The following is a 15,180-nucleotide window of genomic DNA, read 5'->3' on the forward strand; positions in this document are numbered from 1 at the left end:
GACAACACACTGTGAGGGCTGTACTATACTATCTGTAAAGGAATTTCACTTAACAACCGTGGAGGTGCTCGGATGACACTTGATAAAACGAACCGGATGAATTATCTGATTGACTTTTATCAGGAGCTATTGACGCCAAAACAGCGAAATTATATGTCACTTTATTATCTAGATGACTTTTCGTTAGGTGAGATCGCCGATGAGTTTGAAGTCAGCCGACAAGCAGTCTACGACAACATAAAACGTACGGAAGCGATGCTTGAACAATACGAAGAGCGGCTCGCTTTGTTCGCGAAATACGAACAAAGAAAGTTACTCCTTGATCAATTGAAGCAACTTGACCTTCCGAGCGAAGCTCACGTGACCATTGCGGCACTGGAGCAATTAGAGTAGGGGGCATTTTCATGGCATTCGAAGGATTATCGGAACGGCTTCAAGCCAGTCTTGCTAAAATGCGAGGCAAAGGTAAGATTTCTGAAGCGGACGTAAAAGAAATGATGCGTGAGGTTCGCCTTGCGTTATTAGAAGCTGACGTCAACTTCAAAGTCGTCAAACAATTCGTAAATGATGTGAAGGAACGTGCTGTCGGGCAAGATGTCATGACGTCCCTCACACCCGGTCAGCAAGTTGTCAAAATCGTCCATGACGAATTGACAAAACTGATGGGTTCGGAAGTTTCTCCACTGACGTTATCGAACCGTCCACCAACCGTCATCATGATGACCGGTTTACAAGGGGCGGGTAAAACGACGACGACAGGGAAACTGGCCAATCATTTACGAAAGAAACAAAATCGCAGTCCACTGCTTGTTGCAGCGGATATTTACCGACCGGCTGCGATCAAACAGCTCGAGACGTTAGGGAAACAACTCGAACTGCCTGTTTTCTCGATGGGAGATCAGGTCAGTCCACAAGAGATTGTCACTAATGCGCTCGACTATGCAAAAGAGCATCACCACGATATCGTGTTGATCGATACGGCGGGACGCTTGCACATCGATGAGGACCTCATGCAGGAACTGGTCGACGTAAAAGAAATCGCCAAACCAAATGAAATCTTCCTTGTTGTTGATTCGATGACGGGTCAAGATGCGGTCAATGTTGCTGAAAGCTTTAATGAAAAGCTGGGCGTGACAGGGGTCGTCTTGACGAAACTCGACGGCGATACTCGAGGCGGAGCAGCACTCTCCATCAAGGCAGTCACCGGAGCACCGATTAAATTCGTCGGTCTTGGAGAGAAGCTGGACGCAATCGAGCCATTCTACCCTGAGCGGATGGCGTCACGAATTCTCGGCATGGGCGATATGCTGACGCTGATTGAAAAAGCGGAGTCTCAAATGGACGCTACACGCGCCAAAGAGCTCGAAGGCAAAATGCGCGATGCATCGTTCACGTTTGACGATTTCATCGAGCAGTTGCAGCAAGTGAAACAGATGGGTCCTTTGGATGAGTTGTTAGGAATGATTCCGGGTGCCGGTAAAGGAAAGATGAAGGGTTTGAAAAATGCCCAAATCGATGAAAAGCAACTTGTGTATGTCGAAGCGATTATTCAATCGATGACGAAGCGAGAGCGCTCTGAACCGGAAATCCTCAATGCCAGTCGTCGGAAACGGATTGCGCGCGGCAGTGGTCGCAGCATTCAAGAAGTGAACCGATTGATCAAGCAATTTGAAGACATGCGGAAGATGATGAAACAATTCTCCGGCCAAATGGGCAAAGGAAAAAAGAAAGGCGGCTTTGGCCTCCCATTCTTCTAAAAGTCTTTTCACTTTTGCTGGAACGTTGTATACTAGTGAAGTTGTCAATTTGACTAAACGAAAAAAATTATTTATTACTTGGAGGGACTTACGAATGGCAGTTAAAATTCGTCTTAAGCGCATGGGCGCAAACAAATCACCTTTCTACCGTGTGGTAGTAGCAGACTCACGTGCACCACGTGATGGTCGTTTCATCGAGCAAATCGGATACTACAACCCGGTTGCTAAACCAGAAGCAGAAGTAAAACTTAACGAAGAGCTTGCTCTTAAATGGCTCGCTGAAGGTGCTAAACCTTCGGACACAGTTCGTAACCTCTTCTCAAAAGCTGGTATCATGGAGAAATTCCACAACGCGAAACTCGCGAAGTAAGACGATTGGAGGTGAGCGAAAGCTTACCTCCTTTTTCTATGGCGAAATAATGAGAAGTGCTATTTTTTAATTGAGGAAGTGAAACAGATGGAATGGTTGGAAATCGCAAAAATCGCGAATACACACGGTTTAAAAGGAGAGCTGAAACTCCTTGCTAGTACTGATTTTCCGGAAGAACGTTTCAAAGTCGGGAACGAGGTCTATTTGGAGTCGAACGGGACATATACACCGTTTACGATCGGCAGCTACCGCAAGCATAAACAATTCATCATGGTGACGTTCAAGGGAATGCACCACATCAATGATGTCGAGAAGTACAAAGGATTGAAGTTGTATGTGCAGCCGGAAGCGTTGCAGGAGCTTGGCGAACATGAGTATTATTATCATGAAATCATCGGTTGTACGGTCTTTGACGGAGAAGACGAGATCGGTGTCGTGTCTGAGATTCTGGAAACCGGAGCAAACGACGTCTGGACGATCAAACGTCCCGGGAAAAAGGATGTCTTGATTCCTTACATCGAACAAGTCGTCGCGTCGATCGACGTGCAAGAAAAACGGATTCAAATCACACCGTTGCCGGGATTAATCGAAGGATGAACATTACGGTCATGACCTTGTTCCCGGAGATGTTCACGGCACTGAATCACTCGATTGTCGCCCGTGCCCAAGAGGAGAAGCGGATCGAGCTGAACTATGTCAATTTTCGGGATTATTCCACCAATCGTCATGGTCGGGTCGATGATTCCCCTTATGGCGGCGGAGCCGGTATGTTGCTTACGCCACAACCGATTTTTGATGCGGTTGCGGCGCTTCCGGAGGCGAAACGACGAATCATCGTCTTGACGCCGACCGGACGCCGGTTTGACCAACGTCTGGCCGAAGAGTGGTCGCAGGAGACGGAGCTCGTCTTTTTGTGCGGCCATTATGAAGGCTTTGATCAACGGATTCATGATGAGCTCGTGACGGACGAAGTGTCGCTCGGTGACTTTGTCCTGACGGGCGGGGAACTTGCGGCGATGACGATGATTGACGCCACCGTACGCCTGTTGCCGGATGTCCTTGGAAAGTCAGCCAGTCATGAGGATGACTCTTTTTCAACCGGATTGTTGGAATACCCTCATTACACCCGTCCGGCAAATTTCAGAGGACTGACGGTTCCGGATGTCTTATTATCTGGCAACCATGCCCGCATTGAAACATGGCGACGTCAGCAGGCATTGAAGCGAACGCTCGAGCGGCGACCCGATTTACTTGACCAAGTAACCTTGTCAGATGCCGACCGTCACTATTTACAGTCAATTTCAGGATTGTCAAACGACTGAATCTGTGATAAGTTAAAACATGTGGCAAAAGCCACCTATTAACGATGTTCCGCTGTTGGATGCCAAGGGCAAATGAAGATACGAACATTGGTGAAAAAAGGAGAAATCATTCATGAACACACAACAATTGTTCCGTGAAATTACACAAGAACAAATCAAGTCAGACGTCCCTGCATTCCGTCCTGGTGATACAGTCCGCGTCCACGTTAAAGTCGTCGAGGGAACGCGTGAGCGGATCCAGCTTTTCGAAGGCGTAGTCATCAAACGTCACGGTGGCGGCATCAGCGAAACGTTTACAGTTCGTAAGATTTCTTACGGAGTTGGCGTTGAGCGTGCATTCCCGCTTCACTCACCACGTGTCGCACAAATCGAAGTCGTTCGTTACGGTAAAGTCCGTCGTGCGAAACTTTACTACCTCCGCAACCTTCGTGGTAAAGCGGCGCGTATTAAAGAAATTCGTCGTTAATCATGTGAAAAAGTGGCTTGTCTCCGGACAAGCTTCTTTTTTTTATCGTTTATGCGTATACTAAGTTTAGGCAAGAGATTGAATTGAAGGAGTGGAACGCGTGAAGGAGTTATTCAGCTGGGTCAAGGCGCTTGTCGTGGCGCTTGTAATTGCGTTCATCATCCGAACGTTTTTATTCGTACCGGTCATCGTAGATGGTGAATCGATGATGCCGACGTTACACAATTCGGATCGCATGATCGTCAACAAAGTCCCTTATTACTTTAACGAGCCGGAACGTGGAGATATCGTCGTGTTCCATGCGACGGAAACACGCGACTATATCAAACGTGTGATTGCGGTTCCTGGTGATACGATGTACTACAAAGATGACACATTATATGTCAATGATAAAAAAGTCGAGGAACCTTATCTCAATGAATTCAAGGCACAAATGAACGGGGTTCCGTTAACAGAAGACTTTACACTGGAAGAAAAAACGGCGCAGACGACTGTGCCAAAAGGGAAAGTGTTTGTAATGGGAGATAATCGTCAAAACTCGAAAGACAGCCGGGACATCGGTTTTGTGGATGAAGACCAAATCGTTGGCACAACGAACTTTGTCTTTTATCCGTTTAACGATGTACGGTCAGTGGATTAAGATAATCATCCCGAAACAGAAAAACGAGGTTCACCTCCGGTGGGCGTCGTTTTTTTGTTCGTTCTCAGACAGGGTTCTTTTCTTTCGAGAAGTTGCGTATACTAGAGAGTGGATCGTTTCTCTCGAACAGGGAGTGTATCGGTAATCATCGATACACGATAGATCAATCGTTCATTATTAGCAGTCCAGCAATATGAAAACTTGAGGTGGAAGATATGACAATACAATGGTTCCCGGGACACATGGCGAAAGCACGCCGTGAAGTCACGGAAAAATTAAAATTGATTGATGTCGTCATTGAGTTAGTGGATGCCCGCTTACCGATGTCGAGCCGCAATCCGATGGTCGAACAAATCACAGCCGGAAAACCCCGTTTGATCGTCTTGAATAAATCAGATATGGCAGATGGTCGTCTGACGGAACAATGGATGCAGGCACTGCGTAAAGACGGCGTGGACGTCATCGCGGTCGATGCGAAACACAATAAAGGACTCGGGCAGATCCATGAAGGTGCCTTGCGTCTGATGAAAGACAAACATGACCGGATGCGGGAAAAAGGCCGGAATCCAAGTGCGATTCGGGCCTTGATCATCGGAATTCCGAACGTCGGGAAATCGACGTTGATCAATCGCCTGGCCGGCCGAAACATCGCCATCACCGGTGACCGCCCGGGTGTGACAAAACGTCAACAGTGGATCAAGATGAAGACCGGTGAGATGGAATTGCTTGATACACCAGGGATTCTTTGGCCGAAATTCGACGATCAGCTTGTCGGCTATCGTCTTGCGGCAACAGGGGCGATCAAGGATGATATCTTGAATATCGACGACATTGCCTTATTTGCGATTCGGGAGCTGAAAACACGTTATCCGGAACAATTAAAAGCGCGTTACCGCTTGAATGAAGTTGCAGGTGAAGCTGTTGATGTACTGGAAGCGATCGGTAAAAACCGCGGATTCGTCACAAGTGGGTATGTCGACTTTGAACGAACAAGCGAAATGTTGCTCCATGAGCTGCGGACCGAGAAAATTGGACGGGTTACGCTTGAAACCGTCGAAGAGTGGGCCACTGTAACCGAATAAGACAGGCTTGGGTTTCTCTAAGGAGAATTCCAAGCTTTTTTCAAAAAGGAGACACGTCATGAACATCCAAGAATTAAAAATACACTTAGCAAACGTTCCCCGCAGTGAGCTGGAAGAATGGAAAGTGCGCCTCGGCGACGATTCACGAAAAGGAGTCATCACAGCCCTTGAACAAGCGGAACGGCGATTGGAGCGTGAAGAACAGCAACGCCTCCATTTTCAAGAACGGTCGTCTTTCGAAGAGCAGTACCGCGAGCAAGGATACACGCGGATTGCCGGTGTTGATGAGGTCGGACGGGGACCGCTGGCAGGTCCAGTCGTGGCGGCAGCTGTCATTTTACCGGTTGATTTTTACCATCCGGGTCTGACCGATTCGAAACAAATGTCGAAAAAACAACGGCTCGTTGCCTATCAACACATTCAGGAAGTCGCAGAAGTCGCAATCGGCATCATCGAACCGGAAGAGATTGACCGGATCAATATCTATCAGGCATCGAAACAAGCAATGCAACAAGCTGTCACGACGTTGCAGCCGGAAGCCTTGTTGGTGGATGCGATGGAATTGAACGTCGAGATTCCGCAGCTGTCCTTGATCAAAGGCGATGCCCGCAGTATCTCGATCGCAGCCGCGAGTGTCATTGCGAAAGAAACACGGGATACGATGATGGAACAGTACGCCCGACTGTATCCGGAGTATGGTTTTGAACAACATGCGGGGTATGGAACAGCACAACATTTACGCGCACTTGACACTGTAGGCGTGACCCCGATTCATCGGAAAACATTTAAGCCGGTCCTGGACCGACTCTAGGAGGTGAGTGGTCATGCAGATTGAACATCGTGCCTTACTGCCGTTCAAGATCATTGATGCATCCAATCAACCGTTGCGTGAAGGGGCGAATGTCATCGGAAAAGTGTTGAAGTTATTACCCGACGGTTTGATGGAGCTGCAAGTCGGTCAACGCGTTCTGACAGCCGGAACGACAGCGGAGCTCAAGGAAGGAGCGACCTATCGGTTCACCGTCACCAGTGCCGAAGGACAACCGGTCCTGAAAATTGTGTCACAGGAAATGGCGCCGCCAAAAACGGTCACGTTGCCCGTGTTTGACCGTCTCGGACAATTTTCGACAGAACCGGTTCCGCAAACGACACGGGATCTTTTGCAACAACTTGGTCAAAAAGTCATGGAAGGATCAGGACCTGCCTTTAAGCAAACCATCATCGAACTGGTACAATTGGCGCGCAGTGCGGACGGGACGACGGAGGGACAACTCGACCGAAAAACGAGTGATCAGGTGCTCGCGCAACAGGTCATACAAGCGACAAATGAGACGGGGCGCGGTGTTTTTTTGTTTCACTTACCACAGTTCGGTCCGTTTGAAGAAGTGGATTTGACAATGGAGGCGCCGTTTGACCAAAAAGAGTTTAACCCGGATCATGCACGCATTGCTTTTTACTTAAAACTACCTCAGCTCGGAGAAATTGCCCTCGATCTGTTGATCACGGACCGGAAAATCGCGATTTCTGTTTTCCATCCGGACGAACGGGTTGCAACCTTCATGGCGCATTATCAACCCGCGATCGAACAACGTCTGCAGGAGCAAGGATATGAATTGATCCGCTTTGAACAAGTGGAAGCGGTGAAAGAACGGATTTCCTTTCAACCGACGAACCGTGACGGAAGGGTGGATTATCAGATATGAAAAAAGCCATCGCGTTATCCTACGAAGAACAGATGCAAGCGCCTAAAGTCGTTGCCAAAGGTTCGGAACGGGTTGCCGAACGGATTCTCGAGGAGGCGTTGCAACACGGGATTCCGATTCGCCAAGATGAGACGCTGATCACCTTACTCGATGCCGTCCAAGTATCGGAACAAATCCCCAACGAATTGTATGGGGTCATCGCCGAGTTGTTTGCCTTTTTATATCAGCTTGACCAAACCGGAATTTCGAAGAAATAAATGCTTTCGGTCGATAACGATAGACAGCGCTTCCAATTTTAACTACAATGAAAGAGCCGAAACTAAAGGGGTTAAGGGGGATTTTTTCATGAATGTACATGAATATCAGGCAAAAGAGTTACTTCGTTCATACGGTGTACCCGTTCCGAACGGAATTGCGGCATTTACAGTCGAAGAGGCAGTCGATGCAGCGGAACAATTGTCAGGTCCGATCAAAGTCGTAAAAGCACAGATTCACGCAGGGGGTCGCGGTAAAGCCGGTGGTGTTAAATTGGCGAAATCGCAAGAAGAAGTGAAGGAATATGCGACAGAGTTACTCGGCAAAACACTCGTCACGCATCAAACAGGTCCAGAAGGTAAAGTCATTCAACGTCTTCTTGTAGAAGAAGGATGCGCCATCGATAAAGAATACTATCTCGGGATTGTCCTTGACCGTGTAACAGGACGGGTCGTCATCATGGGTTCAAGTGAAGGCGGAATGGACATCGAAGAAGTGGCGGAAGCGACTCCGGAAAAAATCATCAAAGAAGTGGTGGATCCGGCAGTAGGTCTTCAAGCGTTCCAAGCCCGTAAACTCGCATTTGCGATGGGTGTTCCGGTTAAACTCGTCAACAAGTTCGTCGGCATGGTCACGAAGCTGTATACGTTCTTCGTCGACAAGGATTGTTCAATCGCTGAAATCAATCCGCTTGTCACAACAAAAGATGGGGATGTATTGGCTCTTGATGCCAAGCTCAACTTTGATTCAAATGCACTGTACCGTCATCCGGACGTCGTCGCACTTCGTGACGAAACGGAAGAAGATCCGCGTGAAGTCGAAGCTTCTAAAAATGACTTAAACTACATCGCGCTCGACGGCAATATCGGATGTCTTGTCAACGGTGCGGGACTCGCAATGGCAACGATGGATATCATCAAACACTTCAGCGGGGACCCGGCAAACTTCCTCGATGTCGGCGGTGGCGCGACAAAAGAGAAAGTAACGGAAGCCTTCAAACTGATTTTGTCAGATGAAAACGTCAAAGGAATTTTTGTTAACATCTTTGGGGGAATCATGAAGTGTGACGTCATTGCAGAGGGTATCGTGGCCGCGACAAAAGAAGTCGGTTTAGAATTGCCGCTTGTCGTCCGTCTTGAAGGAACAAACGTCGATGCCGGAAAACAAATTCTCAAAGATTCAGGTCTAGCGATTACAGCAGCTACATCAATGGCAGACGGCGCAGAAAAAATTGCTGCGCTCGTGAAGTAAGGGGGAGCTAAGGATGAGTATTTGGGTAAATGAATCAACAAAAGTCATCATTCAAGGAATTACAGGGAATCAAGGGATGTTCCACGGGGAACAGATGATTGATTACGGAACAAACCTCGTCGGTGGTGTCACACCAGGTAAGGGTGGAACGGAAGTATTGGGTGTACCCGTGTTCGATACAGTCGCTCAAGCGGTTGAAAAAACAGGTGCCAATGCTTCCATCATCTACGTACCGCCTGCATTCGCAGCGGATGCAATCATGGAGGCAGCAGATGCCAATATCGCATTGATCATCTGTATCACAGAAGGTATTCCGGTACTTGACATGGTTAAAGTGAAACGTTACTTGGGCGGGAAACCGGTCCGGTTGATCGGACCAAACTGTCCGGGTGTCATCACGCCGGGCGTGGCGAAACTCGGAATCATGCCGGGATATATCCACACACCGGGTCATGTCGGAATCGTGTCGCGTTCTGGAACGTTGACATACGAAGCGGTGCATCAATTAACGACAGCAGGAATTGGTCAATCAACAGCTGTCGGTATTGGTGGCGATCCCGTCAACGGAACGGACTTCATCGATACGCTTCAAGCGTTTAATGAAGATCCGGAAACAAAAGCCGTCATCATGCTTGGTGAAATCGGTGGAACGGCGGAAGAAGAAGCGGCGGAGTGGGTCAAAGCCAATATGACGAAGCCGGTAATCGGATTCATCGGCGGACAGACAGCACCTGAAGGCAAACGGATGGGTCATGCCGGTGCTATCATTTCAGGTGGTAAAGGAACAGCTGCTGAAAAAATCAAAACCCTTCGTGCGAATGGCATCGAAGTGGCAGAAACACCAGCGATCATTGGTGAGACATTGATTCGTGTCATCAAAGAAGCCGGAATTTATGATGAATGTGTCACAGGTTCAACAGTAAAATAAAAAAGATGATGGCTGTCCTGATGAAATCAGGACGGCTTTCTTCTATATAAAAGGAGCCTCTTGGATGAACAGAGAACTGTATGCACGTTTTGCGACTTGCCGCGTTCCGTATTCACTCGTTGTCTTGATCGAGCAGTATGGTCTTTTGCCGGCAGAAAACTTACCGGTCACGAAAGCCGTTAAACATCGCTACCAACAAGCCTTACGATTGGATCAGGTCCCAACGAACCTCCTTGTTCCGGGTGATCCTCATTTTCCGCTTCAGTTGCTCCAGATTCCCCATCCCGTTTATAGCTTGTTTTATCAAGGGGATCCGTCCCTTCTGCAGCAACCGATGATCGGTATCATCGGAAGCCGAGATCCGTCCACCACTCATGAAAAACGTCTCTCTTTCCTTCAACCCTTTTTTAAACCGCCATTCGTTACCGTCTCCGGTGGAGCTCTCGGCATCGATTCGCTTGTCCATCGCCTTTCCCTGAAACATCACCAAGCAACAATTGCTGTCATGGCAAGCGGCTTCGAGACCCTTTATCCGGCACAACACCTTCCTTTATTTCAACGCATCCAACAATCCGGACTACTCCTGTCCGAATATCCACCTTCCACACCCATTCGAAAATATCACTTCTTAGAACGGAACCGTATCATTTCCGGTTTGTCTTCCGGCTTGATCATCGTCGAAGCAGCACAGAAAAGCGGTACGATGAATACAGCCGGTCATGCACTCGAACAGGGCAAAGACGTGTATTGCCTGCCGGGATGCCCAACAGAAAAAAACTTTCAAGGAACAAATCAATTGATTGCTGAAGGCGCAATTCCACTGTTAAATCCTGAAGAAGTTTCAAAAAGTATCTTGATGAACGTTGACAAATGGGAATCGAGACTACTATGATAAGTGAGATTAAAATACGAGTACGCCTCTAATAGGGAGCGATTGCAATGGCAAAATATCTAGTAATCGTCGAATCACCTGCAAAGGCAAAAACCATCAAACGTTATCTCGGTTCGAACTATACCGTGAAAGCTTCGATGGGGCATGTTATCGATTTGCCAAAGAGCCAAATGGGTGTTGACGTTGAACATGACTATGAACCGAAGTATATTACGATTCGTGGTAAAGGTCCGGTATTAAAAGAATTAAAAACTGCGGCTAAAAAAGCACAAAAAATTTATCTCGCGGCCGACCCCGACCGTGAAGGGGAAGCGATTGCCTGGCACTTGGCGAAAGCCCTCGGCGTCGATGAATCGACGGAATGTCGGGTCGTCTTTAATGAGATCACAAAAGATGCCATCAAAGATTCGTTCAAGAGACCCCGCAAGATCAACTATGATCTTGTCGATGCACAACAGGCACGGCGTATCTTGGACCGTCTTGTGGGATACAGCATGAGTCCATTACTTTGGAAAAAAATCAAAAAAGGATTATCTGCAGGACGTGTTCAATCCGTTGCGGTGAAGATGATCATTGACCGGGAACAGGAAATCAATGCCTTTTTACCAGAAGAGTACTGGACGATCAAACTCGAGTTGGATGCCAACGGTGAAAAACTAGAAGCAAACTTTTATGGAATAGATGGCAAAAAACGTGAGTTGCACTCGGAAGAAGAGGTCAACGAAGTGTTGGCGCAACTTTCCCAGTCGTTTACCGTTGATTCTGTGACGAAAAAAGAGCGGCGGCGTAATCCGGCACTTCCGTTTACGACCAGTTCGCTTCAACAAGAAGCAGCGCGTAAGCTGAATTTCCGAGCGAAGAAGACGATGATGATTGCCCAGCAATTGTATGAAGGAATCGAGCTCGGAAAAGAAGGGACCGTCGGTTTGATCACCTACATGCGAACAGACTCGACACGAACTTCTGAAACGGCGAATCTCGAAGCGCACGGCTTCATTGAAAATGCGTACGGAAAAGAATACATTGCCGTTGAGAAACGGAAAGAGAAAAAAGCGGCAAATTCGCAAGATGCCCACGAAGCCGTTCGTCCGACATCCACGATGCGGGATCCGCAACTGGTCAAATCGTATTTGTCACGCGATCAGTTCCGTTTATACAAACTGATTTGGGAACGGTTTGTCGCCAGCCAGATGGCACCTGCCGTCCTGGATACCGTAAAAGTGGATCTTGTCTCAAACGGAGTGACGTTCCGCGCAAACGGTTCAACGGTCAAGTTCGCAGGATTCATGAAAGTCTATATCGAGGATACAGACGACGAAGCCGTGACTGACGTTAAGGAAGGGTTATTGCCTCCACTTGACGATGGAGAAGTGTTGCAACAAGAAATGATTGAACCGAAACAACATTTCACGCAACCACCGCCACGTTATACAGAGGCACGGCTTGTCCGGGCGATGGAAGAACTCGGGATTGGTCGTCCGTCGACGTATGCTCCGACACTGGATACGATTCAAAAACGTGGGTATGTGACGCTGGAAGAGAAAAAATTCTTGCCGACGGAACTCGGTGAACTCGTCATCGATATGATCAGCGACTACTTCCAAGAATTCATCACCGTCCAGTTTACGGCCGATATGGAAGCCTTGCTTGATGCGATCGAAAAGGGTGATATGCAGTGGACAGAAGTCGTCGATCCGATTTATAAATCGTTCGCGAAACGTTTGACACGGGCAGAAGCCGAGATTGAAAAAATCGAAATCAAGGATGAACCAGCCGGAGAAGACTGTGAAGTCTGTGGGCACGCAATGGTCATCAAGATGGGCCGTTATGGTAAATTCATGGCGTGCTCGAATTTCCCGGAATGCCGGAACACCAAACCGATTCAAGTCGAAATCGGTGTCAAATGTCCGACATGCGGAACGGGTGAGATTGTGGAACGCCGGAGTAAAAAAGGCCGCCTGTTCTACGGCTGTTCCAATTATCCGGAATGTGAATTCGTTTCATGGGATAAACCGGTCGAAGAACCATGTCCGGTTTGTAGCAGTATGATGGTACAAAAGAAAATCAAGAACGGTGTGAAAGTAGAATGTACGTCTTGTGGACATCATGAAACACGCATCGATCAGGAGCAAGAGGAGGAATGACCGGTGAAACGAGTAACCGTGATCGGCGCCGGACTCGCAGGTTCTGAAGCAGCATGGCAACTTGCGAAACGTGGCGTTCAAGTAGATTTATATGAAATGCGACCAGTGAAGCAGACCCCTGCTCACCATACGGATCAATTTGCAGAGCTCGTTTGTTCAAATTCACTACGGGCGAATCAATTGACGAATGCAGTCGGTGTATTAAAAGAAGAAATGCGTCAATTGGATTCCTTGATCATGAAGGCAGCTGACTTGGCGAGTGTTCCGGCAGGTGGAGCACTTGCCGTCGACCGCCATGACTTTGCAGGATACGTGACAGAGACATTAAAGAATCACCCGAACGTTACCGTTCATCATGAAGAGATTGAAGCGATTCCGGACGGTCCGACCATCGTTGCGACGGGTCCGTTGACGAGTGCTGCTTTATCGGAGTCATTAAAACAGTTCACAGGAGAAGATTACCTGTACTTCTTTGATGCCGCAGCACCGATTCTTGACGGTGATACGATCGACCGGGAGAAGGTCTACCTCAAGTCACGTTATGACAAGGGCGAAGCCGCTTACTTGAACTGTCCGATGACAGAAGAAGAGTTTACGCATTTCCATAACGAATTGATTCAAGCGGAAGTCGTTCCGCTAAAAGAATTCGAAAAAGAAATTTATTTTGAAGGCTGCATGCCGTTTGAAGTACTTGCATCGCGTGGACCAAAGACGTTATTATTCGGACCGATGAAACCGGTGGGTCTCGAAGATCCGAAAACCGGAAAACGTCCGTATGCCGTCGTTCAACTTCGTCAAGATAATTCAGCCGGTACGCTTTTCAATCTGGTCGGTTTCCAAACGCATCTGAAGTGGGGCGAACAAAAACGGATCATCCGCCTGATTCCAGGTCTTGAGAATGCAGAGATCGTCCGCTATGGCGTCATGCACCGAAATACGTTTGTGAACTCGCCGAACCTGCTCCAACCGACTTATCAAACGCGGACACGTCATGATTTGTTCTTTGCCGGACAAATGACGGGTGTGGAAGGGTATGTCGAATCGGCCGCTTCTGGTTTGATGGCAGGAATCAATGCAGCGCGTCTGATCAATGAAGCAGAACCGGTGGCTTTCCCGAAAGAGACGATGATGGGGGCAATGGCTCACTACATCACGACGACGGAAGGAAAGAACTTCCAACCGATGAATGCAAACTTCGGACTTGTTCCGGCGCTGGTCGGACAGACCGGACGCATGAAGAAACCAGAGAAGTATGCGCTCTTTGCCGAACGGGCACTCGAAGCAATCAAAGACTTTACAGATATGTAAGAAAAGATGGGGGAAAAGGCGCATTTCAGCGTTCTTTTCGCCCATTTCTTAATTTGTCATAAAAGCGTGATAATTTTGTCATCTTTCTGGTTTTTGGTCTATTGTCAGACTACTTCCGGTATGCTATGCTAAGGTCGATTCGAGTATGAAATGGTTAGAAGGAGGCTCACTAATGGGAGTAGACTCAGAGTTTGACCTACTGCGGAAATCTTTTTTGCGGTATGTACACATCGAACGTCAATTATCTCCAAATACGGGCCGCTCTTATGATCAAACACTTCGACAATACGCCGCTTTTTGCCTCGATCATCAGCTGAGATCGATTGAATTGGCAACTGCACGGCGTTATTTGTTTGCCCTTTACGATCAAAACGCATCCAGATCGACCATTGCTCAAAAAGTCTCTTGCTTAAAACAGTTCGGACGGTTTATTACACGGGATACGGACAACGTGAATCCATTCGACGGACTGAAGGCACCAAAACGTGTTCAGACGTTACCAACGTTTTTAGTACCGTCCGAATACGAACGTTTTCTGGAGGCTTTCCGGACGTCAGATGCGTTTGGTGTCCGAAACGTGGCATTGATCGAATTGCTGTATGCAACTGGCATGCGTGTCAGTGAACTAGCCGGATTGAACCTCAAGGATTTGGATCAGGATTTAGAATATGTTCATGTGTATGGAAAAGGAAGAAAGGAACGCATTACACCCATTGGATCGTTTGCGAGAAAAGCGCTGGCCGCTTACTTAGTTGAGCGGACACCAATGGAGGGTGATGAACAGGCCTTGTTTCTTTCCCGGTCAGGTCGGCGTTTGACGACCGACGGGATTCGAAAGATTCTCAAAAAAGGGGATCCCCTGCTTTCGAAACACGTCACACCACATGCCTTACGACATAGCTTTGCAACAGATCTTCTGGAACGTGGAGCCGATTTACGAGCTGTACAGGAATTGCTTGGTCATGCTTCATTATCGACAACGGGACAGTACACACACGTCACGACGGAACGCCTTCGTCATGTTTACCAGCAAGCGCATCCGCGTGCCTAAGGGAGGAAACA

17 protein-coding genes are annotated in these 15,180 nt (G+C 48.0%); all 17 read left to right on the forward strand.

Annotated elements, in window-relative coordinates:
* Nucleotides 1-72 precede the first annotated feature (72 nt).
* Nucleotides 73-393, forward strand: a complete 321-nt coding sequence (locus KNP87_RS01680; RefSeq protein ID WP_026832610.1) for a putative DNA-binding protein — start codon at nucleotides 73-75, stop codon at nucleotides 391-393.
* A gap of 11 nt (nucleotides 394-404) precedes the next feature.
* On the forward strand, nucleotides 405-1,757 hold the full coding sequence (gene ffh, locus KNP87_RS01685) for a signal recognition particle protein (protein WP_026832611.1): 1,353 nt from the start codon (nucleotides 405-407) through the stop codon (nucleotides 1,755-1,757).
* Between the two features lie 94 nt (nucleotides 1,758-1,851).
* A complete protein-coding gene (gene rpsP, locus KNP87_RS01690; RefSeq protein WP_012370770.1) occupies nucleotides 1,852-2,127 on the forward strand; it encodes a 30S ribosomal protein S16 in 276 nt (91 codons plus the stop codon).
* 87 nt (nucleotides 2,128-2,214) lie between these two features.
* The gene (rimM, locus tag KNP87_RS01695; protein WP_028106009.1) at nucleotides 2,215-2,724 is read left to right on the forward strand and encodes a ribosome maturation factor RimM; all 510 of its coding nucleotides are present in this window, start codon (nucleotides 2,215-2,217) and stop codon (nucleotides 2,722-2,724) included.
* The gene (gene trmD, locus KNP87_RS01700; protein ID WP_119923193.1) at nucleotides 2,721-3,449 is read left to right on the forward strand and encodes a tRNA (guanosine(37)-N1)-methyltransferase TrmD; all 729 of its coding nucleotides are present in this window, start codon (nucleotides 2,721-2,723) and stop codon (nucleotides 3,447-3,449) included. The genes rimM and trmD overlap by 4 nt, the downstream gene beginning before the upstream one ends.
* A gap of 112 nt (nucleotides 3,450-3,561) precedes the next feature.
* Nucleotides 3,562-3,915 (forward strand): 50S ribosomal protein L19, encoded by a 354-nt coding sequence (gene rplS / locus KNP87_RS01705; RefSeq protein WP_012370767.1) that lies wholly within the window; start codon nucleotides 3,562-3,564, stop codon nucleotides 3,913-3,915.
* 100 nt (nucleotides 3,916-4,015) lie between these two features.
* Nucleotides 4,016-4,555 carry a signal peptidase I gene (lepB, locus tag KNP87_RS01710; protein ID WP_026832614.1) on the forward strand — a complete coding sequence of 180 codons (540 nt, stop codon included), beginning with the start codon at nucleotides 4,016-4,018 and terminating at the stop codon, nucleotides 4,553-4,555.
* 215 nt (nucleotides 4,556-4,770) lie between these two features.
* Complete coding sequence (gene ylqF / locus KNP87_RS01715) at nucleotides 4,771-5,637, forward strand: ribosome biogenesis GTPase YlqF (protein WP_026832615.1); 867 nt, start codon at nucleotides 4,771-4,773, stop codon at nucleotides 5,635-5,637.
* 58 nt (nucleotides 5,638-5,695) lie between these two features.
* Entirely contained in the window at nucleotides 5,696-6,448 is a 753-nt protein-coding gene (locus KNP87_RS01720) for a ribonuclease HII (protein ID WP_026832616.1), read from the forward strand.
* A 13-nt stretch (nucleotides 6,449-6,461) separates the two neighbouring features.
* Nucleotides 6,462-7,340 (forward strand): flagellar hook-length control protein FliK, encoded by an 879-nt coding sequence (locus tag KNP87_RS01725; RefSeq protein ID WP_214720636.1) that lies wholly within the window; start codon nucleotides 6,462-6,464, stop codon nucleotides 7,338-7,340.
* A complete protein-coding gene (locus KNP87_RS01730) occupies nucleotides 7,337-7,597 on the forward strand; it encodes an EscU/YscU/HrcU family type III secretion system export apparatus switch protein (protein ID WP_026832618.1) in 261 nt (86 codons plus the stop codon). The genes KNP87_RS01725 and KNP87_RS01730 overlap by 4 nt, the downstream gene beginning before the upstream one ends.
* 88 nt (nucleotides 7,598-7,685) lie before the next feature.
* Nucleotides 7,686-8,846 (forward strand): ADP-forming succinate--CoA ligase subunit beta, encoded by a 1,161-nt coding sequence (gene sucC, locus KNP87_RS01735; protein ID WP_026832619.1) that lies wholly within the window; start codon nucleotides 7,686-7,688, stop codon nucleotides 8,844-8,846.
* Nucleotides 8,847-8,859: 13 nt separating this feature from the next.
* A complete protein-coding gene (sucD, locus tag KNP87_RS01740; protein WP_026832620.1) occupies nucleotides 8,860-9,774 on the forward strand; it encodes a succinate--CoA ligase subunit alpha in 915 nt (304 codons plus the stop codon).
* 64 nt (nucleotides 9,775-9,838) lie between these two features.
* Nucleotides 9,839-10,666, forward strand: coding sequence for a DNA-processing protein DprA (gene dprA / locus KNP87_RS01745; RefSeq protein ID WP_214720637.1), 828 nt, complete (start codon nucleotides 9,839-9,841; stop codon nucleotides 10,664-10,666).
* Nucleotides 10,667-10,713: 47 nt separating this feature from the next.
* Complete coding sequence (gene topA, locus KNP87_RS01750; protein WP_026832621.1) at nucleotides 10,714-12,810, forward strand: type I DNA topoisomerase; 2,097 nt, start codon at nucleotides 10,714-10,716, stop codon at nucleotides 12,808-12,810.
* A gap of 3 nt (nucleotides 12,811-12,813) precedes the next feature.
* Complete coding sequence (gene trmFO / locus KNP87_RS01755; RefSeq protein ID WP_026832622.1) at nucleotides 12,814-14,118, forward strand: FADH(2)-oxidizing methylenetetrahydrofolate--tRNA-(uracil(54)-C(5))-methyltransferase TrmFO; 1,305 nt, start codon at nucleotides 12,814-12,816, stop codon at nucleotides 14,116-14,118.
* A 172-nt stretch (nucleotides 14,119-14,290) separates the two neighbouring features.
* Entirely contained in the window at nucleotides 14,291-15,169 is an 879-nt protein-coding gene (locus KNP87_RS01760; RefSeq protein ID WP_026832623.1) for a tyrosine-type recombinase/integrase, read from the forward strand.
* Nucleotides 15,170-15,180 lie beyond the last annotated feature (11 nt).

The sequence above is a fragment of the Exiguobacterium sp. s192 genome (assembly GCF_018618795.1).
GTDB classification, from domain to species: domain Bacteria; phylum Bacillota; class Bacilli; order Exiguobacteriales; family Exiguobacteriaceae; genus Exiguobacterium_A; species Exiguobacterium_A undae.